The 21,231-nt window shown below is 34.6% G+C and carries 16 protein-coding genes and 1 pseudogene; 15 read left to right on the top strand and 2 right to left on the bottom strand.

The annotated features are described in order from the left end of the window. Window positions 1-12 precede the first annotated feature (12 nt). The 6 genes from BAMA_RS01910 (at window position 13) to BAMA_RS01885 (ending at window position 6,740) form a co-directional block, all read left to right on the top strand. Window positions 13-999: a FecCD family ABC transporter permease gene (locus BAMA_RS01910; RefSeq protein WP_034635565.1), complete on the top strand. Its 987-nt coding sequence runs from the start codon at window positions 13-15 to the stop codon at window positions 997-999. A gap of 1 nt (window position 1,000) precedes the next feature. Then, complete coding sequence (locus tag BAMA_RS01905) at window positions 1,001-1,789, top strand: ABC transporter ATP-binding protein (RefSeq protein ID WP_034635564.1); 789 nt, start codon at window positions 1,001-1,003, stop codon at window positions 1,787-1,789. Window positions 1,790-1,804: 15 nt separating this feature from the next. Next, on the top strand, window positions 1,805-2,305 hold the full coding sequence (locus BAMA_RS01900; protein ID WP_034635562.1) for a HugZ family pyridoxamine 5'-phosphate oxidase: 501 nt from the start codon (window positions 1,805-1,807) through the stop codon (window positions 2,303-2,305). 278 nt (window positions 2,306-2,583) lie between these two features. Then, the gene (locus BAMA_RS23425; RefSeq protein WP_051758853.1) at window positions 2,584-4,050 is read left to right on the top strand and encodes a L,D-transpeptidase family protein; all 1,467 of its coding nucleotides are present in this window, start codon (window positions 2,584-2,586) and stop codon (window positions 4,048-4,050) included. Between the two features lie 529 nt (window positions 4,051-4,579). Further along, complete coding sequence (locus BAMA_RS01890; protein WP_034635561.1) at window positions 4,580-5,611, top strand: acyltransferase; 1,032 nt, start codon at window positions 4,580-4,582, stop codon at window positions 5,609-5,611. A 523-nt stretch (window positions 5,612-6,134) separates the two neighbouring features. Then, complete coding sequence (locus BAMA_RS01885) at window positions 6,135-6,740, top strand: AmiS/UreI family transporter (protein WP_034635560.1); 606 nt, start codon at window positions 6,135-6,137, stop codon at window positions 6,738-6,740. Window positions 6,741-6,830: 90 nt separating this feature from the next. Here the strand turns inward: BAMA_RS01885 and BAMA_RS01880 are convergent. Continuing rightward, a pseudogene (locus tag BAMA_RS01880) lies at window positions 6,831-7,453 on the bottom strand (superoxide dismutase). A gap of 220 nt (window positions 7,454-7,673) precedes the next feature. On the opposite strand from BAMA_RS01880, the gene BAMA_RS01875 reads away from it, so the two are divergent. From BAMA_RS01875 to msrB, 4 genes are all read left to right on the top strand, one after another. Continuing rightward, window positions 7,674-8,786 (top strand): nitric oxide synthase oxygenase, encoded by a 1,113-nt coding sequence (locus BAMA_RS01875; protein WP_034635559.1) that lies wholly within the window; start codon window positions 7,674-7,676, stop codon window positions 8,784-8,786. 47 nt (window positions 8,787-8,833) lie between these two features. Continuing rightward, window positions 8,834-9,439: a DUF6944 family repetitive protein gene (locus BAMA_RS01870; RefSeq protein WP_235184408.1), complete on the top strand. Its 606-nt coding sequence runs from the start codon at window positions 8,834-8,836 to the stop codon at window positions 9,437-9,439. A 140-nt stretch (window positions 9,440-9,579) separates the two neighbouring features. Continuing rightward, window positions 9,580-10,614: an AI-2E family transporter gene (locus tag BAMA_RS01865; protein ID WP_034635557.1), complete on the top strand. Its 1,035-nt coding sequence runs from the start codon at window positions 9,580-9,582 to the stop codon at window positions 10,612-10,614. Between the two features lie 137 nt (window positions 10,615-10,751). Further along, window positions 10,752-11,699 carry a peptide-methionine (R)-S-oxide reductase MsrB gene (msrB, locus tag BAMA_RS01860; protein ID WP_034635555.1) on the top strand — a complete coding sequence of 316 codons (948 nt, stop codon included), beginning with the start codon at window positions 10,752-10,754 and terminating at the stop codon, window positions 11,697-11,699. Window positions 11,700-11,738: 39 nt separating this feature from the next. Here msrB and BAMA_RS01855 read toward each other — a convergent pair whose 3' ends face one another. After that, window positions 11,739-14,834 (bottom strand): efflux RND transporter permease subunit, encoded by a 3,096-nt coding sequence (locus tag BAMA_RS01855; protein ID WP_034635554.1) that lies wholly within the window; start codon window positions 14,832-14,834, stop codon window positions 11,739-11,741. Between the two features lie 213 nt (window positions 14,835-15,047). Here BAMA_RS01855 and BAMA_RS01850 point away from each other — a divergent pair, with 213 nt between their 5' ends. From BAMA_RS01850 to BAMA_RS01830, 5 genes are all read left to right on the top strand, one after another. Beyond that, entirely contained in the window at window positions 15,048-15,923 is an 876-nt protein-coding gene (locus BAMA_RS01850) for a TetR/AcrR family transcriptional regulator (RefSeq protein WP_034635553.1), read from the top strand. Window positions 15,924-16,216: 293 nt separating this feature from the next. Next, window positions 16,217-16,903: a PspC-like choline-binding domain-containing protein gene (locus BAMA_RS01845; RefSeq protein WP_051758851.1), complete on the top strand. Its 687-nt coding sequence runs from the start codon at window positions 16,217-16,219 to the stop codon at window positions 16,901-16,903. Window positions 16,904-17,314: 411 nt separating this feature from the next. Beyond that, window positions 17,315-18,334, top strand: a complete 1,020-nt coding sequence (locus BAMA_RS01840) for a hypothetical protein (protein ID WP_051758850.1) — start codon at window positions 17,315-17,317, stop codon at window positions 18,332-18,334. Between the two features lie 301 nt (window positions 18,335-18,635). Continuing rightward, window positions 18,636-20,078, top strand: a complete 1,443-nt coding sequence (locus BAMA_RS01835; protein WP_034635552.1) for an MBOAT family O-acyltransferase — start codon at window positions 18,636-18,638, stop codon at window positions 20,076-20,078. 15 nt (window positions 20,079-20,093) lie between these two features. Next, a complete protein-coding gene (locus BAMA_RS01830) occupies window positions 20,094-21,152 on the top strand; it encodes a hypothetical protein (RefSeq protein ID WP_034635551.1) in 1,059 nt (352 codons plus the stop codon). Window positions 21,153-21,231 lie beyond the last annotated feature (79 nt).

The raw sequence follows: 21,231 nt of genomic DNA, 5'->3' as shown, positions 1-21,231 counted from the left end.
GGGTTGGACAAAATGGAAGTAAAATTGAAGAACAAACTTAGTATAAGTGTGACATTTATTCTCCTAATCACTTTTGCGATTTTATCAATCGGAATTGGTAGTGTCCATATATCACCTAAAGAAACAATCCATACGATATTTAGTTCAGGTGAAACGATATCGGAAACAATCATGTGGGATTTACGTATCCCGAGGGTACTTGTTGCGATTGTAGTAGGTATTAATTTAGCAATATCAGGTGCACTACTTCAAGCTGTTATGAGAAATCCATTAGCGGATCCAGGGTTAACAGGTGTATCAAGTGGTGCAGCAGTTACAGTGTTGTTCATCCTACTTATGTTCCCTGATTTCGGTAAATGGATTCCGATTGCTGCTGTAGTTGGTGGATTTATTGCTGTTATTTTCGTTTACGCATTAGCGTGGAAGAACAATGGTATTTCTCCTGTTCGAATTATTCTTGCGGGGGTAGCAGTTAATGCTGTATTTGGCGGATTAATTGGATTGTTATCTATTTTGTATAGCGATCGTTTACCATCTGCACTGCAATTTTTAAATGGAAGTTTAGCGGCAAAAGGGATGGGAGACGTTAGTATCCTTATCCCCTACTCCGTAATTGGATGGATTGGAGCGCTGTTCTGTATTCGTTCAGCAAATATTTTAAATTTAGGTGAAAATGTAGCAATTAATTTAGGTGAAAATACAAACCGAATTCGAATTATCCTTTCTTTTGTAGCGGTGTATTTAGCAGCTGTATCTGTATCAGTTGTTGGCTTATTAGGGTTTGTTGGTCTTATTGTTCCGCATATGGCACGTTTTTTAGTTGGATCTAATTATCGCGTGCTACTACCGATGAGTATGGTATTAGGTGCCCTTGTATTATTAGTAGCGGATACAGTAGGACGTTCCTTATTCTCACCTTTAGATATTCCAGCAGGTATTATTATGGCAATTGTTGGTGGTCCTTACTTCTTATATTTAATGAGAGCAGGTGATGTATAAAATGCTAAAAGCTCAATCATTGAATATTGAATATGATCAGAAAAAAGTATTAGATGACTTTCAGATAAGTGTTAAAAAAGGAGAAATTGTTTCTATTATTGGACCGAATGGATCAGGGAAATCAACCGCTTTAAAAGCAATGTCTAGGCTGATTCCTGTACAAGAGGAACGAGTTTTTTTAGATGGGAAAGATTTACGATCATTAGGAACAAAAGCAATTTCAAAAATGATGAGTGTGCTCTTTCAATCAAATGAGCCGCCTTCAGATATTATTGTTGAAGATTTAGTGAAATACGGGCGCTCACCTCATAAGAAGTGGTATGAACCTACGAATAATGAAGACTTAAAAATTGTAGAGTGGGCAATTGAAAAAACAGGATTATTATCTTTAAAACATCGATTGGTATCTTCTCTCTCAGGGGGAGAGGCGCAACGTGCATGGATGGCTATGTCGTTAGCGCAGCGCCCAAGTATATTATTACTTGATGAGCCAACGACATACTTAGATATCGCACATCAACTTCAGTTATTAGAGTTAGTACATAATGTGAATCGCGAGTTAGGGATGACGATTGTGATGGTGCTCCATGATTTAAATCATGCTAGTATATATAGTGATAAAATATGTGTTATTTCAGAAGGTAAAATTGTCACATATGGTACACCAGAAGAGGTAATGACGAAAAAAATGATTCGTGATGTGTATGGTGTTGAATGTGAAATAGATCAACATCCTCAGTATGGAAAACCGCGTATTCACATATTAGGCATTTCATCCGTAATGGCATAATTAGGAGGAGAACCGATGGTAAAACAAATCGATATTGATAAGAAAAAAGAACAATACTTACAATTTGTTGATAAATGTAAAACAGTGGTAATTAGTATGCAAGATGAGCATGGTCATCCGTTTGTTAGCTATGCACCATTTGTACAGCATGAAGGGAAATTCTATATTTATATAAGTGAAATTTCAGAGCACTATAAATATATAGAGGCAAATGGCTCAATTAGCATTATGATGCTTGCTGATGAGCAAGACGCACCAAATTTATTCGCACGTGAACGAGTTCGTTTCCAATGTACGGCAACAAATGTTGGAAACGATGGCTATGAAGAGGTGTTTGCAAAGTTTGATGAAGATCATGGCAAACCAATGATGGGTCTGTTAAGAGGATTAGATTTGTCTTTATTCGAACTTACTCCAAAAGAAGGTCGATATGTAGTTGGGTTTGGTCAAGCGTTTGATATCGATGTATCAGGAGAGAAATTCGAGCATGTTACTGGAGATAAAAAAGATAAGTAAGAACATAAAATTTATGGTGTAGTGAGCATATTACAAGGGAAGGATGGTATGAGTTGACTACACAATATAATGAATTGAATTTGCAAGAAATACGTTAGGATGCTCTTTCTATGCTGCTATATAGCATAGAAAGAGCATTTTTTTGTAGATACATATAATGTATTACCATTTTTATTATATAGATGAAAAAATAACTATTTTATATCAAAATATGACAAAAAAAATCTATAAAATATGGTATTGTTATGATTGTTAAATATATATATTCGGAGGGGAATATGAAAAAGATCGTATTCGGGATTGTCTTATTGTTCAGCTTTTTGTTTCATGCTGGTCACACAGAGGCGAGTAGTTCTCATTTAATTATTATTAATAAAAAGACAAATCAATTAGCTTATTATAATGGGGGCTCTTTAGTTCGTACATTTAAGGTTGCAACGGGAAAAGATAGGAGTTTAACTCCAGAAGGTGTTTTTCCAATTGTAAGTAAAATTAAAAATAGACCATATTATTCGGGTGGTATCCCAGGTGGAGATCCTCGTAATCCACTAGGTGATCGTTGGTTAGGAATAGATGCTAGAGGGACGTATGGAACAACGTACGCAATTCATGGTAATAATAATGAAAATTCAGTTGGTTTATATGTAAGCTCGGGTTGCATACGTATGTATAACAAAGATGTACGTTGGTTATATGATCAAGTTCCCTTATATACAAACGTAATTATTACGTATACAGATGCTGCTTTTGGTCAAATTGCAGCTTCTCACGGCTATGCAGTTGGAGGTTGGGAACAGTCTAATGGAAATTGGTATTATTATGTGAATGGAGTAATGCAAACAGGCTGGATGGAATTCGGAGGCAAATGGTATTACATGAATAGTTCCGGAGTGATGCAAACAGGCTGGGTAGAATTCGGAGGCAAATGGTATTACATGAATAGCTCTGGAGTAATGCAAACAGGCTGGCTAGAATCTGGAGGCAAATGGTATTACATGAATAATTCCGGAGTAATGCAAACAGGCTGGATGGAATTCGGAGGCAAATGGTATTACATGAATAGCTCTGGAGTAATGCAAACAGGCTGGGTAGAATTCGGAGGCAAATGGTATTACATGAATAGTTCCGGAGTGATGCAAACAGGCTGGGTAGAATTCGGAGGCAAATGGTATTACATGAATAGCTCTGGAGTAATGCAAACAGGCTGGCTAGAATCTGGAGGCAAATGGTATTACATGAATAATTCCGGAGTAATGCAAACAGGCTGGATGGAATTCGGAGGCAAATGGTATTACATGAATAGCTCTGGAGTAATGCAAACAGGCTGGGTAGAATTCGGAGGCAAATGGTATTACATGAATAATTCCGGAGTAATGCAAACAGGCTGGGTAGAATTCGGAGGCAAATGGTATTACATGAATAATTCCGGAGTAATGCAAACAGGCTGGCTAGAATCTGGAGGCAAATGGTATTACATGAATAATTCCGGAGTAATGCAAACAGGTTGGATAGAATTCTGGGGCAAATGGTATTACATGAATAGTTCCGGAGTAACGCAAACAGGCTGGCTAGAATTTGGAGACAAATGGTATTACATGAATAGTTCTGGAGTAATGCAAACAGGCTGGATAAATATAAATAATTCTTATTATTATTTTTATGAAAATGGTGTCATGGCGGTAAACACAATTATTGATGGATACCAATTAGACGAGAATGGTAAGATAGTTGAACAATTAAATTAAGAATGTTTGCGAGCGGTCCTATATGTTGTCACTTAGGTGATATAGGACTGCTTTTTCTTATTAAGACTCACTAAACAGTAATAGGGATGTTAGTTCTTACTTTGAAGATACTGAATCTTAGTTGTGATGTGTATAAGAAAGGCTACAAAAAATGAAAGAACTTGTATATATTCTTCTTCCCTTATATTCTGTTTGATTTTAATAATAAATTCATAAGCCAATATTCCCGTTAAAAATTCTACAATTGAAAAAAATATGATGAGAATAAGTAACCAACTAAATATTTGCTTCCACAGGAACTCATCACTTCTCTCACGATAATACATAAGAGTCTTAATTTAAATGTAGAATTTTTATATAAGGATTTCAGGTTTAAAGTAGTTAAATTTTTTAGCATGAAAAGATGAGTTTTTTATAACAGCTATAATTGATAAGGATAAGCTGTTATAATTTATATTGAATTTATAGTAAAAAGTACTAAAAATAAGTATTTATTGTTTGTTTTTAGTAAATATGGGGGACATAAAATATGAATCGCTTAGTTTATATCGATTGGTTACGTGTTTGGGCGACCATTGCAGTTGTCACTATTCATGTAGCAGCCGGTTATGTAACAACGTTAGATTCAAATGATGTTTCTCGCTGGATGGCGGGTAATTTTTTTGAGTCTATGACACGTGCGTGTGTACCAATATTTGTTATGATCAGTGGTGCATTATTATTACGAGATAGTAGAGAGCTTTCAAATACAGAGTTCTTAAAAAAACGTGTTAGTAAAGTGTTTATTCCGTTCATTGGATGGAGTGCTTTATTTTACTTATATGGTGCATACATGGGCTATTTCCCTGCTTCGATCAAGCAAGGAATTAAGCACTTCTTAACAAATAGTATTGGTGGCCATTTATGGTTTATGTACATGATTGTAGGGATATATTTAATAACACCATTGTTAAAAATCTTAGTGAAGCATGCAAAAAAGACAGATTTACAATACTTTTTACTGTTATGGGCATACGCTTCGGTTGGTATAAATCTATTCCATTATTATTATCCAGTCAACTTTAACATTGAATTGTATTTTGTAACAAATTATGTGGGATATTTCTTACTTGGTTATTATTTAGCAGAATATGAAATAGTAAAGAAGTGGAGAAATTTCATTTACATTGGCGGAGTAGCTGGATTTATCGGCACATTTGTCATTACGTATGTGTATACAGTACAAGCAAATGGACAGCTCGATCAATTTTGGTATAGTTACTTTGCACCAAACGTAGTACTTATGGCAATTGGATTATTTGTATTCTTTAAATATAGCTTCCAAAACACAGAACTAAAAATGCCACTATTATTAAAGTGGGTTGGTCAAGCAAGTTTAGGAATCTACTTGTTACACTTTTTCTTATTGAATAACTTTTTATATCGTGTATTTCCTATAGTAAATGAGAAAGTACATGCAATTTTAGCAATTCCTATTAATACAGGTATTGCACTTGGTATGAGTATGGTAATTACATTGATTTTACAGAGAATTCCGTTGGTAAAAAAATTAGTACCATAATGATTTATATAGAAAAAGTAGCGGTTCTTTTACTAGAATCGTTACTTTTTTATTTGTGTTAAAAAATTTTACTTCTATTTATAATGGGAAGATGACTTATAGTATACATCTATAGGAAGCCTTTCCTTTTTAATAACTTCCATAGTGAAAAGTCCCATAATAAATTGAGACAGAACTGTGTATTTTTGATAAAAGCACTTCCTTCAAAACATTATCCATTATTTTAATATTTCTTTTCACAGCCCATACTGGTATGATAGTGATATCGTTTTCACAACAAATGGAATAGTGATAAATTTACTTACTATTAAGTGAATTTGTAAGCGTTTCAAATGCTTTTGCTAAAGCTGATTTTGGCAAAAGCATTGTTTTTTGTCGTTCCATTTTGTTTGAAAATAAAGTGAAACTTCACTCAGTGGGGGCTTCATCATCCACTGAGTGTTAGCCCGCAAATAGCGGGATAAATTGATAATATAAGGAGGTAGTAGGGTGAAAAGTAGTTTTACTTTTCGCTCGCACATGTATGGGCTATGTAGGATTGTTACTTTCAGGTGCAGCGCTGTTTTTAAATAGTCTTGCTCTACTTGGAAAGGCAGAGCAAAAGAGTGTTGGGCTTTTTAATATATTTGTCGGTACACTGCAAGTTGTAATTCCATTTTATTTAATTGTTGTTTCAGATCAAAGCAACTGGGCTATTTATTCATATGCAGCGACGTTTTTATTTGGCTTAACATATTTATATGTTGGTATTACATTTATGAGAGGCTTAAATGGTGAAGGATTAGGTTGGTTCTGCTTATGGGTAGTCGTTGTGGCAATCTTCTATATGATTGTTTCCTTCGTTCAGTTTCAAGACATGGTGAGTGGCTTAACATGGATGATGTGGGCTCTCCTTTGGTACTTATTCTTTGCGTTAAATGTGCAGAAGAAACCAATTGAAAAGTATGTTGGTAAAGTTGCATTCGTACAGTCATGGGTTACATTAACGCTTCCATCACTTTTATACTTTATTGGTCTTTGGGAAACAACTATTGTATCTTACATTTGGACAGGCGTATGCATCGTTTCTATTTTGTATTTTATCTTTCAAGCAAGAGGGATAAAAGAAATGAGCATCCAAACAAATTAATTGTTCCTTCATAATAATATCCCCCGGTGGCAAGTCGGGGGATATTGGAGGATTATGATGCTTTTTACCAAATTTACCTTACACGTATGTTTACTTTGTTTTTGTTATAGCTTGTAAATATCTTTCATTCACCTTATCCCAGTCGACTGTATTCCACCAGTTTGTCACAAACTCAGGTCGTCGATTTTGGTACTTTAAATAGTAGGCATGTTCCCATACATCGATTACGAGTAGTGGAATTTTCCCTTCTGTTAAAGGTGTATCTTGGTTCGGTGTGCTCATGACTGAAAGTTGGTTTCCGTCTAGTACAAGCCAGCCATAGCCACTTCCGAAGCGGCTTATTGCAGCTTTGGAAAGTTGATCTTTTAAGTTGTCAAATTATGGAAGTAATGGTCAATTGCTTTTGCAATATCTGCATTCGGTTCTCCGCCGCCTTTTGGGCTCATCCCATCCCAAAATAGACTGTGACAGTAATGACCACCCCCGTTATTACGAACAGCGGTTTTAATATCCTCTGGGAGAGAGGATAAGTCACATAGCAATTCTTCGATGGATTTACCTTGTAACTCCTCATATTTTTCTAAAGCTCCATTTAAATTATTAACATAAGTTGCATGGTGCTTTCCATGATGAAGAGCTAACGTATTCGCATCGATATATGGCTCTAGTTCATCATAGTCATATGGAAGTTCAGGCAAATGAAATGTAGACACTTGTTTCACCTCCTGCCCTAAAAGTTGGTCTAGGTAAAAATGATTTACCTAATGCAAAAATACTACTATTTTTCAAATAAGTCAACAGTAATAATTGAATTTTTCTGATTTTTTAAACGGAACATTGTAAAGAGAATGACACGCCTTTGTTTTTTTAGTGCACTTCTTTTTGTTATACTTGGGGAAAGAATGATCTTATGAAATATAGAAGGAGATTTTTATGGTTATAGCGAAGCAGTTGCTAGAAGAAGCAACAAAATTTATTAAAGATTGTTACAACGAACTTGGGAAAAGTGATGAGATAGAAGCACGTATTGGAAAGATTGAAGCAGAGATAGGAAAGACAGGAACATATGAGCATACTTTTGAAGAGCTTGTTCATGGATCTCGCGTAGCTTGGAGAAATAATAATCGCTGCATTGGACGTTTATTTTGGAATAAGCTACATGTTTTAGATGCTCGTGAAGTAAATGATGAGAAAGAAGTATATGATGCACTTGTTCACCATATACATTATGCGACCAACGATGGGAAAGTTAGACCAACTATTACAGTGTTTAAACAGAATAAAGGTGATAAGGATAACATTCGTATTTATAACCATCAGCTTATCCGCTATGCAGGTTATGAAACGGAATACGGTATTATTGGTGATTCTCATTCCCTTTCTTTCACATCATTTTGTCAAAGTCTTGGTTGGCAAGGAAAAGGCACACAATTTGATGTGTTACCACTTGTCTTCTCAATTGATGGAAAGGATCCAGTGTATACGCCGATACCGGAAGAAGAAGTAACGGAGATTTGTATTGAACATCCGACCTACGATTTTTCACCCCTTGAAGTAAAATGGTATGGTGTTCCAATCATTTCTGACATGCGGCTAGAAATTGGCGGAATTTCCTATACAGCTGCACCGTTTAACGGTTGGTACATGGGAACCGAAGTTGGAGCGCGTAATTTAGCAGATCATGATAGGTATAATTTACTTCCTGCTGTTGCTGAAATTATCGGATTAGATACGTCATCCAACCGGACACTTTGGAAAGACCGAGCGTTAGTAGAGCTAAATATTGCCGTCTTACATTCATTTAACAAACAAGGAGTTAGCATTGTTGATCATCATACAGCAGCCCAGCAATTCGCGCAGTTTGAGAAAAAAGAAGCTGCTTGCGGACGAATTGTAACAGGAAACTGGGTATGGCTTATTCCACCTCTCTCTCCAGCCACAACACATATTTATCACAAGCCGTATCCAAATGATATTGTGAAACCAAATTTCTTTTATAAAAAAGAAGAATTCTTATATTCTATAAACCATCGTGATAAATGCTGAATAGCATAGGTAGTAGTACTGCTTTTATACGAAGGTGGTAAATGGATGTGGATAAGGACAAGTACAAGGACGAGTACAAGGATCGTCTCGTTATTACAGGAGCTTGGGTACAGGCTGGTGGAAATATCATATCAGCAATTGGAAGTACAAGGGCCTACATTGGAGAAGAAAACGTAGAGGATGGGCTCATAATTGTTGGAGAATCATTGCAGGCGATTGGTAATTTATTACCAACTTTTGTGCAAAATGATAAACCATTAGCTAAAGCAGGAAACCAAATACAGGCACTAGGAAATACTTCGGATGTTGTTGGGACAGCGTTAGTTGTCATGGAAAAAGACACAGAAAAAGGAACAGAAAAAGAAAATGATTTACTTTTAATCGCTGGTAATTCTTTGCAATCTCTTGGCGCGCTTGTATCAGCTCTAGATGAAATAAAAGATGTGGGTAGTATTCAAAAGTTAGAGATTATCGGAAATCTATTGCAAACAATTGGGGCTGGCTTACAAGCTATTCAAGCGATATTAAACTATAAAATGACAGAAGATGAAGAAGAAATCCAATTAATAGGTGTCATTGGTGGATGGGTACAGGCAACTGGAACAGTAATTGCAGCAATTGGGGAAACAGAAGAGGCAATAGTAGAGGATTAAATAGTAGATTTAGTGTGTAGGGATATAATTCCAGTACAAAAAATTGAATTACTTCAAAAGAATTCGTTCTGAAAATGTCATTTGTATTGTAAAATAAAATTAACATGATTTATAAGGACAGGAGAGATCACTGATTAATTATGCAAATGAAAAACCTGTTTCAAAGTAAAGGATTCCAAAGATTACTCGTATTACTCTTGCTCGCTCTTCTATTATATGGAATGAGCAGTATGTTTAACTTAATTTTATTTACGTTTATTCTTACGTTTTTAATGGATCGATTCCAGAGATTCATTTCTCGTAAGTGCGATCAGTTTTTCCCTATTAACCGGAAAGTGATTATCATACTATTATATGTAACATTCATTGGTGGTATTGCTGTTACATTATATAAGTATTTACCGGTTCTGACGGTACAGATCTCGCAATTGATTTATCAATTTAATGTCTTTATAAACAATCCTCCTGATAATGATGTAGTGAAATATTTATTGTCTACAGTTAATCATATGGAGCTATCAACTTACATCGACCAAGGTGTTGATATCGTTTATAAATCAATCGCAAATGTTGGAAAAGTAGGAATACAAATTTTACTTTCCGTTGTTTTAAGCTTGTTCTTCTTACTAGAAAAAGATCGTATTACTCGTTTTACAGCACAGTTTAAAGATAGTAAGCTTGCAGTTTTCTATGATGAAATCGAATATTTCGGTAAGAAATTTGCACGTTCATTTGGAAAAGTAATTGAAGCACAGTTTTTAATTGCAGTAGTAAACTGTGTGCTCTCTGTTATTGCATTATGGTTCTTAGATTTCCCGCAGTTATTAGGGCTTGGCTTAATGATTTTCTTGCTTGGTTTAATTCCAGTTGCAGGTGTAATCATTTCGTTATTTCCACTTTGTATGATTGCTTATAACATTGGTGGTTTTATATACGTAGTATATATTTTGATTATTATTGCAGTTATTCATTCATTTGAAAGCTATTTATTAAATCCAAAGTTTATGTCACAGAAAACTAATTTACCAATTTTTTACACATTTATGGTATTGATCTTCTCAGAACATTTCCTTGGCATATGGGGATTAATTATCGGTATACCAATCTTCATCTTCTTACTGGACGTACTTGAAGTAACAGAAGATGAGCATGGTTCACCAAAACAGAAAGAGTAAAAAAGTATCGTTTTTTCGATGCTTTTTTGTTTATTAGAATGGAGTTCGTAGGAATCCCCCACTTCAAACATTCCGTAAGGGCGTTAAGTGGTGGGTAGTTCAAGACATACTGTAAGAAAAGAAGAAGGGGTGAAGGTATGAAATTAGCTACGTTCGCAGGTGGTTGTTTTTGGTGTATGGTATCACCATTTGAAGAGATGGATGGTATTATAAAAGTTGTGTCTGGCTATACAGGCGGAAATAAAGAAAATCCAACATATAAAGAAGTATGCTCTGAAACAACAGGACATTATGAAGCGGTACAAATCACATTTGATGAAGAGAAAATGCCTTATGAAACATTGCTCGATATATATTGGAGGCAGATTAATCCGACTGATGAGGGTGGGCAATTTCATGATCGCGGTCAATCGTATCAAACGGTTATTTTTTATCATGATGAAGAGCAACGGCGAAAGGCAGAAGAATCGAAACAAATGCTTGCCGAGAGCGGCCGATTTACAAAACCAATTGCAACACAAATTCTTCCGGCTACTACATTTTATGAGGCAGAAGAGTATCATCAAAACTATCATAAGAAAAATGCTTTTCGCTATGAATTATACCGAAGAGGTTCGGGGCGTGATGCATTCATAAAAGAGTATTGGCCAAAAGATAATGAGCATTTAAAGGAAAAGTTAACAGAAATGCAGTTTTATGTAACGCAAGAGAATGGAACAGAACCGCCGTTTCAAAATGAATATCATGACTATAAAGAAGAAGGTATTTATGTTGATATTGTTTCTGGTGAGCCATTATTTAGTTCTCTTGATAAGTTTGATAGCGGATGTGGTTGGCCAAGTTTTACAAAGCCAGTTATGTCGGCCAGTGTAAAAGAAAAGATGGACCTTAGCCATAATATGACGCGTACAGAAGTAAGAAGTAAAGAAGCCGATTCTCATCTTGGTCATGTCTTTCCTGATGGACCTGGGCCGGGTGGATTACGTTATTGCATTAACTCTGCAGCACTTCGATTTATAAAAAAAGAGGATTTAGAAAAAGAAGGCTATGGTGACTTCTTAATTTTATTTGGAAATAAAAAATAGAAAAAGCGTCTGTACTAAAATGGTACAGACGCTTTTTTGTTATGCTTTAACTGTTTTTTTCTTCTTTTTCTTAAACTTGCTAAGAGCTTCATACACAATTGGTACGATTAAAAGTGTTAGTAATGTTGAACTTGTTAGACCACCGATAACGGTAACGCCAAGTCCTTTTGAAATAAGGCCGCCACCTTCATATCCCATCGCAAGAGGGATTAGGGCACCAATTGTTGCGATAGCAGTCATTAAAATTGGACGTAAGCGTGTTACACCAGCCTCAAGTAATGCTTCGCGCGTTGATAAGCCTTCATTTTCTTTATGAATAACACGGTCAATTAGTACAATCGCATTTGTTACAACGATACCAATTAACATAAGCGCGCCAATCATTGCTGAAATACTTAATGTTTCACCAGAGATTAACAGTGCAACTACAGCACCGATTACTGTAAATGGTAGTGAGAACAGAATCGCAAATGGTGCAAGTGCGCCGCCGAATGTTACAACAAGAATGAAGTATACAATCGCAATTGCAGCAAGCATTGCTAAACCAAGCTGCGTGAATGATTCTTTAATATCTTCTGTTACACCGCCCATAGAAACTTCGATGTTAGAAGGTAATTTTAGCTTATCTACTTCTTTTTTCACGTTCTGTGATACTTTTGCCACATCATCTGTTGTCATTGTTGCAGTTACTTCAGCGTATACACGACCGTCACGTCTTGTTACTGTGTTAGAAGTTTCGCCTTCTTCAACAGTCACTACGTCTTTTAAAGCAACCTCTGTGCCAAATGGTGTTGCAATTGTACGGTTTGTTACATCATCGATTGTTTCATATGTTTGCGCATCTTTTTCGATATATACGTGTACGTCTTTTCCGTCTTTTTGAATCGTTGTTACAACCGGACGATCACGAGGCGGAGCTAAGCTCATACCGATTTGAGCAGCTGATAGTCCCATTTGACTTAACTTTTCTTGATCTGCTACAAGTGTGTACTCATCATATGTTTCTGAGATACTTGAATCAATATCTTTTAACGTTTTGTCTTTCTTCATAATATCTTGAACGTCTGCGACAACTGGCTTAATATCTTCTAAGTTTTCGCCATATACAAATAGCTTTAATTCATTATTACCGCTAGATGTGAAGTCTTGGCTCTTCCATTGGCCTTTACCAGCCATCTGTTGTAAATCTTTAATTACTTGCTCTTTTTCTTTATCAAAGTTTTTCGTATCATCATCGTATTGAACGAAGAACATCGCTTGTTTTGAGTTACCTGGGTTCATTGGATTTTCTCCACCAAGCGAGAATTGAATTGTGTTTACATCTTTTTTATCTTGGAAGTATTTTTCTGCATCAGTTGTAATTTTTTCTATTTCTTCTAACGTTTGTCCTGGTTGAGGATTATACGTTGCAATCACTGTTTTTTCTTCTTCAGATGGTAAGAAACTTACACCAACTACAGGAAGAAGAGCGATACTTCCTACCAATAGAAGTGTTGCAATGATTGATGTAATAATTTTATGATTTAGCACCCATTCTAGAAGGCGTTTGTATATAGTTTCAAGCTTACCAGTATGTTCTTCTGGTACATGTTTTAACTTATCTTTCTTTAATAAAGAGTGTGCCATCATCGGTACAATTGTAACTGCTACAAGAAGCGAAGCTGCTAGTGCAAATACAACTGTTAAAGCGAATGGTAAGAATAGCTCTCCAATCGTTCCTTTTACAAGACCAAGTGGTAAGAATACCGCAATTGTAACGATTGTCGAAGATAGGATTGGAACAAACATTTCTTTCGTTGCTTCACGAATTAAATCTTTTCCAGTTAATTTTTCATCTGTTAATGACATACGTCTATAAATATTTTCAATAACAACGATGGAATCATCAACGACACGTCCAATTGCAACAGTCATTGCTCCAAGCGTCATAATGTTTAACGTAATGTCCATTTGCTTTAATAATAAAATCGCGATTAATAAAGAAAGTGGAATAGAAATAACAGAAATTAATGTTGTTCGAATATTACGCAAGAACAACATAATGATGATAATTGCAAATAATGCACCAAAAGCAGCTTTGCTTAACATCGTATTAACAGATTCTTCGATTGGTGCGCCTTGGTCGAATGTTGAGATGAATTCTAGATTCTCATATTTGTCTTCAAAATCTTTCATTTCATCTTTTACTGCATTTACAACATCAACTGTATTTGCATCCGCAGCTTTTACAATTTGAAGTGCAATTGCTTCTTTTCCATTTGTACGAGAAATAGATTCTGCTTTTCCAACTTCTTTAATATCGGCAATTTCTTCAAGTTTTACAGTAGGAATACCGCTTGCAGCTGGATTTGCTTGTGCAGGTGGCTGAGCGGTCATTCCTTGACCACTAGCAGGTACAGCAGGAATACGTAATTCTTTTAATGCTTCTAATGTTGTAATATTACCGTCTACGACAACAGATTTCTCTGTGTCTTTAAACGTATATAATCCAAGTGGCATGGAAGCACTAGAACCTTTAATCACATTTTGAACTGTTTCTTCAGTTAGACCTAATTCTTTCATTTTGTCTTCTTTAAAGACAAGTTGTACTTCATCAACTTGTTGACCTGACACTTGTACAGAAGCTACACCATCAAGGCCCTCTAGATTAGGAACAATCTCTTTTTCAACGCGCTCTGTTAGCTCTGCAAGAGATTCATCCTTACTTGCTACACTTAATGAAATGATAGGGAAAGCATTCATGCTTAATCTTGAAACTTCAGGCTTTTGCGTACCTTCTGGTAGCGTCACTTTAGAAAGTGCTTCTTCAACTTCAGCCGTAGCTTTGTCCATATCTTTTTCGAAATCATATTCGATTTGAATAGAGGATGCATTTTGATAAGAGGCTGAACTTACAACGTTTACCCCATTTAAATTTTGAATTTGTTGTTCGATTGGTTCTGATACATTTTCAGCTACATCTTCTGGTGTTGCACCAGGATAGATTGTTGTTACGGTTACAATTGGTGTTGTAATATCTGGTAGTGTTTCTAATTTCATGTTTGTACCAGCATAAATACCAGAGATTGTAACCATAATCGTTAATAACCAAACAGCAAATTTGTTCTTTAACGAAAAGTTTATAATCTTATTCATCTGTTATCTCCTTTAAATAATAAATTGACCAACTAGTCATGCTATCACATACTATAAATGACTAGCTGGTCAGTCGTCAACAAAAAGGAATATGTAGATTTTGTAAAGGGGTTGCAATTTTTGACTAATCGGTCATAATTCGAATAAGGGTAATTTTTTATGTCGGATTTTGCAAATAATAATAAATGAAGTTGTAAATATAGGAGAGAGAAAATGAAGGAAAAAGAGAGGCTAATTATTGAAACTGGAATGAGGCTGTTTGCAAAAAAAGGTGTGACAGCAACATCTGTACAGGAAATTGCATCAGAGAGTGGTATTTCAAAAGGGGCATTTTATTTATACTTTAAATCTAAAGAGTCATTGCTACTAGCAATTATGCAGTATTATTATGACAAGATTCAGCATGAAATAACGGGAATTGAAAATGAATCTTTACCGCCGCGTGAAAAGTTTGAGAAGCAATTACATTGTCAGTTTGAAGAGCTTCAAAATCATAAAGAATTTATTATTATGTGTGCGAGGGAAAATGCAATTCCATTTAATAAAGAAGTAGAAGAGTTAATGAAGCGAATGAAAATAGAGTTACACGAATTTTATCGAAATGGTTTGCTTTCTATTTATGGAGAAAAAGCAAAGCATCATCTATTAGATAGCATTATTATGTTAGAGTCAATTACGCGTGGATATATAGAATTGACATTTTTGAGCGGGATAAATCTTGATTTAGCTTATGTTGCAAAGTTTATTTTAAAAAGAATGGATGATATTGTAGATGGGTTATCTCATTCAAAAGAAAAACCGATTATAACGGAAGCAAAAATTGGTCAATTTTTATGTCAGCAAGAGTTCATTCCTGAACAGACAAAGGAATCTTTCTTATTTGAAATTATAAAATTAAAGCAACAGCTAGCAGATCAGCTTGAAAATGATGAGTTGTTAGTAACGTTGGATGTATTAGAAGCTGAAATAAGGATGAATAATCCTAGAATTCCTGTCATTCAAGGAATGCTTGCTAATGTGAAGTTATATCCTGAACTAGAAGATTTTCGAAATAGGATTGCAGAATATTTTAGTATTAAAATGGTTTAAGAAAGAGTAGTTCACTTTATGTGTGAACTACTCTTCTTCAACATCTACAAAATAAGTCGCTATGAAAGCAAGATTATCTAGTCAATATATGATAAGAATGGATTTAAATAAAAGAATATAAAACGAAAAAGAAAGTGTTAGGAGTATTGGACAATAAAGGATATTAGTTTAAGGTAAATATCTTTTATTAGGTATGAAAAAAGAAAATTATGTCTTTATTAAAAATATAGAAAGTAAATATTTTTGTTGTTAAAATGAGGAATAATATGCTTTATGGGAAGGGGTTTTGTTGTATGAAAAAAAGATTATTGTCGATTTGTTTAGCTGCTAGTGTATTGTTGCCAGTTGCTTTTTCTGGGGAAAGAAATGTACAAGCTGAGAGTAACAACACTGCACAACAAGCTATACAAAGTAAAAATGGCTGGGTGAATGAATATGGAACATGGTATTACTATGAAAATGGAGCTATGAAGAAAGGCTGGCTAAATAGCGGAGGCTCATGGTATTACTTAGATGAAAATTATGGTTATATGCATACAGGTTGGTATAACGATGGATACAATGAGTATTATTTAGATGAAAGCAATGGAGCAATGAAAACTAGCTGGATGTTTGATGGATATAACTGGTATTATTTTGAGGGAAACGGAGCTATGAAGAAAGGTTGGCTAAGTAGTGGAGGCTCATGGTATTACCTAGATAAAGATAGTGGTTATATGCATACAGGAAGGTTCTATGATGGAAAAGATTTATATTACTTAGATAACCAAAGTGGGATCATGAAAACAGGTTGGGTATTTGATGGATATTATTGGATGTATTTGAATTGGAATGGTAAAGCACATGGAGGCTGGTTAAAAGAAGGAAGTTCATGGTATTATTTGGATCCTCATTACTATTACATGTCTACAGGTTGGGATATTATTGATGGGAAATTCCATTATTTTGCTCAAAATGGGGTTTGGCAGTACTCTGAATAATAGAGATAATTTTTAAGATAAAAACTTTCATTCTATCTAAATACATAATAAGGATTGTGGCAATGAGACATGCTACAATCTTTTTTTTATCCCGCATTAACAGCCCGTAAGAGCCCGATTGGTTCCACTAACACTCAGTGGGGGATGAAGAAAATCCCCACTGAGTGAAGTTTCACTTTATCGTTCGAAGTTACGTCCAGAGTTAAGAGGTTTCATGGAAACTTATTAGGATATTATAGTTTGAAAATAGTTTAAAGAAGGGTAATTCATCTCGTGCATGGTGAATTACTCTTCTTTTGTTAATTATTGACGAAGAGTTAAAGTAACAAATAAGTAAGTAGAATTAGAGAAAATATGGTAATATTTATTTTGGTTAATATATAAATATTAATAGATAATAGGAGGAACACAATGAAAAAGAAAGCATGGGGGCTATTATTAGCAGTGTCATTAGTTATTCCGTCTGTTTCACACGCACAAACAGACATGAAAGCAAGCCATAATGAAAGAAATTCCATCAATCAAGCTTCAGTAAAGAAAGAAGGTTGGCAGCAAGAATATGGTAATTGGTATTACTACAAAGATGGAGCTAAAGTAAAAGGCTGGTTTTTTGATGGAACAAATTCGTTTTATTTCGATTCATATAGCGGTCGAATGCTTACTGGTTGGCAATCTTTTAGAGATGAAGTAACGGGAGAGTATAAATATTATTATTTTGCTTCTAATGGAGTGATGCAAAAAGGTTGGGTGCAAAATGATGGATATTGGTATTATTTAGATGATAATGGTGTTCGTAAAAGTGGATGGCAAAAAATTGGTTATCAGTGGTATTATTTTAATGAGTCTAATGGAAGAATGTTAACAGGATGGGGAAGTTTTAGAGTTGAAACAACAGGAGAATATAAATATTATTATTTCGCATCAAATGGTGCAATGCAGCTTGGCTGGCTTCAACGAGATGGGGATTGGTATTATTTAGATTATACAGGAGCGCGTCAAACAGGCTGGACACAAATAAGTGGAAAATGGTATTACTTCAACAATAGTGGTATTATGACAACTGGTAAAATAAGTCATGATGGTTATTATTATTACCTCAATGAAAAAACAGGTGCACTGCAGACAGGTTGGTTTTATAACGGGTCATATTGGAACTACGGATTAAGTAGCGGAGCATTAAAAACAGGTTGGTTTGCTAATGGTGGGAAATGGTATTATTTTGATAGTGAGGGTGATATGGTAACAGGCTTGTCCAGTCAAGGTAATAACACATTTTATTTCAGTAAAAGTACAGGCGAAATGGTAACAGGTTGGGTATACTACAATAATTATTGGAAATATTTTAATGGTAATGGAATGATGGTAAAGGGTTGGAACTATATTGATGGTAGTTGGTACTACTTCGATAGTTGGGGAGATCTAATTTACTAAACTATAAAAAAAGGGCTGTTCTATAAAATATAGGCAGCCCTTTTTATGTATCGATTTTTAAAAATGGAAGTTTTACAGCCTGTAAAAGCCCAATTAACTGGGGTGAGTGAAGTTTTACTTTATAGTTTAGTTGTTTATATATTGTTTTTTATAGTAAACTAACTTTTATGTGTATCGATTTTTTACCAAAATAACGTTATTATTTCGATGTTGTTTTAACTAGTAATAGCGATGTATAGTTATATTTTGGAGAGATAAGAAAAAGAGCGCTATTAAAATTAAAGTTGAGTAGGTGAAAGTTGTGCTTTTTAATTCATACGAATTCATATTTTATTTTTTACCTATTGTATTTGTTGTTTATTTTTTACTGAAAAAAGTAAATGTATCTTGGTTATCTAAAGTGTGGTTGGTTGCAGCGTCATTATTTTTCTATGGATGGTGGAATCCTAAATATTTAACGCTTATTATCGCATCAATTGTTGTTAACTTTGTATTAAGCAAATTAATGATAAGGTGGAAGGAAAAACAAGGAATTGTACTAACGATAGGTATTATTTTTAATATTGCTTTACTAGGGTATTTTAAATATGCCGATTTCTTTATTAGTAACATTAATAATGTATTTGGTACAAGTGTTGGCTTGTTACAACTAGCATTACCTCTTGCGATTAGTTTCTTTACGTTCCAGCAAATTGCTTTCTTAGTCGATACGTATCGTGGAGAAACAAAACATTATTCGTTCCTTTCCTACTGTTTTTTTGTTACGTTCTTCCCGCAATTAATTGCCGGACCAATTGTGCATCATAGCGAGGTAATGGGGCAGTTTGAGGATAAAAAGAATAACTCTATCTCTGCCAAAAATGTAAGTGTTGGACTTTATATTTTCTCGATTGGTTTATTTAAGAAAGTAATGATTGCTGACACATTTGCAATTTGGGCAAATGCTGGCTATGAAGGTGCAAATCAATTAACATTTGTTGAAGGATGGATCACTTCTTTAGCGTACACATTCCAGTTGTATTTTGATTTTAGTGGTTATTGTGATATGGCGATTGGTGCAGCGCTATTATTTAATATTAAATTGCCAATTAACTTCTTCTCGCCATATAAAGCGACGAATATTCAAGAGTTTTGGAGAACATGGCATATGACGTTAAATCGCTTTTTAACGCAGTATGTATACATTCCACTTGGTGGAAGTAAAAAAGGGAAAGTACGCACGTACATAAATATTTTCCTAGTCTTCTTTATTAGTGGCTTTTGGCATGGTGCAGGATGGACTTTTATCATTTGGGGTTGCTTACACGGCTTGGCATCTATTATTTATCGATTATGGAGTCGCCTAAATATAAGCTTACCGAAGTGGTTGGCGTGGTTTATTACATTCCAGTTCGTAAACTTTGCATGGGTATTTTTCCGAGCAACATCTATTGATCAAGCCTTAACAGTACTAAAAGCTATGGTTGGGTTAAATGGATTTAAGCTTCCAGCGGCTTTTGCAAGCATTGTACCTTCATTACAAAGTATTACCTCACCACATTTAATTTGGGGTTTGTATGATATATCTGTATATATTGCAGCAATTCTTATAGCGTTTGTAATTGTATTAAGTCAAAGAAATTCGATTGAAATGATGGAATCTTTCCGACCGACATGGAAACATGCAGCGTTTAGTGCAGTGATTACAGTAATAACGATTTTATCATTAAATAAAGTTAGTGATTTTATTTATTTCAACTTCTAAGGAGGGTGCGGTCAATTGAATTATCGAAAATATCTTCTGTCCTTTGCAGCCTTCTTATGTTTGACGGCTTGTGTGTTTATGACTATTAATTATATTATTGATCCGCTTCGTTTTTATCGTGATGACTCTATATTTCAAGTAAAATACTCTACGAAAGAACGTTATCAAGTGCCTGGTTTGGTAAAGAACAAAGAGTACGATACATTAATGATCGGGACATCAATGAGCTTGAATTTTAAAGAGTCTGAGATGAATGAAGCATTTGGAGGAAAGACGTTAAATGCTGCAATGTCAGCGGCTTCTACGTATGAGCAAAGCCTCTTGCTAGATTTAGCATTACAAAAAGATGAGGAAATTAAGCAAGTTTTTTGGGAGATGAATCCAGATTCATTTTCAGGAGATGCAAAACGGGTCAACGATGAACAAAGTGAGTTTCCTTATTATTTATATGATCAAAATCCATTAACAGATTTTCGATATTTATGCAGTATGTTTCCTTTAACGGAATATAAAGAGATGATGTTTAGTTATTTAAAAGGAAATACAGATAATATGGATGCAGAAACATTGTTTAAATTTGAATATCCGGACCATTATTTAAAGTTAGATGATTTTAAAAATATCGGTGCATCTAAAAATGATAAACCAGCAGATAAAAATGTCAGTCTAGAAACAATGTTAGCTCATTGGGATGAGAATATTTTACCTGTTTTAAAAGAAAATCCAGATATTGATTTTACATTGTATTTTACACCATACTCTGTTGTCTATCATATTTATGCACTTGATTGGAGTAATGGGAAGTTCTATGATCGTTTAGAGCTTAAACGAGAAATTTTTAAAGATATTGAATCATTGCCAAATGTAAAGATATACGATTTTCAAGATGAACAAGAAATTACACATAATGTATCAAAGTATTATGATCCAAGTCATTATGAGCCGAAGATTAACTCTTGGATGATTCAGCAAATGAAAAATACAAAACCGATTCAAACAGAAGAAGAGTATGAAGAAAAGATTAAAGCATTAGAAACACAAGTATTAGAAGTTTCGGGCGATAAATTATACTAAAGTAAGAAAAGGTCTATTTAAAAAGAACGTGAAAATGTTTTTTGAATAGACCTTTTTATGTTTTTTAAATGTATTTTTT

It is taken from the genome of Bacillus manliponensis, from assembly GCF_000712595.1.
In the GTDB taxonomy this organism is placed as follows: domain Bacteria; phylum Bacillota; class Bacilli; order Bacillales; family Bacillaceae_G; genus Bacillus_A; species Bacillus_A manliponensis.
Note: the sequence above shows the minus strand (reverse complement) of the source record. Positions and strands in the feature narration are given on the sequence as shown.

Coding starts and splice junctions, on each gene's coding strand:
- BAMA_RS01850 (WP_034635553.1), top strand. CDS start 15,048: ATGAAGGAAAAAGAGAGGCTAATTATTGAAACTGGAATGAGGCTGTTT.
- BAMA_RS01865 (WP_034635557.1), top strand. CDS start 9,580: ATGCAAATGAAAAACCTGTTTCAAAGTAAAGGATTCCAAAGATTACTC.
- BAMA_RS01875 (WP_034635559.1), top strand. CDS start 7,674: ATGGTTATAGCGAAGCAGTTGCTAGAAGAAGCAACAAAATTTATTAAA.
- BAMA_RS23425 (WP_051758853.1), top strand. CDS start 2,584: ATGAAAAAGATCGTATTCGGGATTGTCTTATTGTTCAGCTTTTTGTTT.
- BAMA_RS01845 (WP_051758851.1), top strand. CDS start 16,217: ATGAAAAAAAGATTATTGTCGATTTGTTTAGCTGCTAGTGTATTGTTG.
- BAMA_RS01910 (WP_034635565.1), top strand. CDS start 13: ATGGAAGTAAAATTGAAGAACAAACTTAGTATAAGTGTGACATTTATT.
- BAMA_RS01905 (WP_034635564.1), top strand. CDS start 1,001: ATGCTAAAAGCTCAATCATTGAATATTGAATATGATCAGAAAAAAGTA.
- BAMA_RS01855 (WP_034635554.1), bottom strand. CDS start 14,834: ATGAATAAGATTATAAACTTTTCGTTAAAGAACAAATTTGCTGTTTGG.
- BAMA_RS01900 (WP_034635562.1), top strand. CDS start 1,805: ATGGTAAAACAAATCGATATTGATAAGAAAAAAGAACAATACTTACAA.
- BAMA_RS01840 (WP_051758850.1), top strand. CDS start 17,315: ATGAAAAAGAAAGCATGGGGGCTATTATTAGCAGTGTCATTAGTTATT.
- BAMA_RS01885 (WP_034635560.1), top strand. CDS start 6,135: ATGGGCTATGTAGGATTGTTACTTTCAGGTGCAGCGCTGTTTTTAAAT.
- BAMA_RS01890 (WP_034635561.1), top strand. CDS start 4,580: ATGAATCGCTTAGTTTATATCGATTGGTTACGTGTTTGGGCGACCATT.
- msrB (WP_034635555.1), top strand. CDS start 10,752: ATGAAATTAGCTACGTTCGCAGGTGGTTGTTTTTGGTGTATGGTATCA.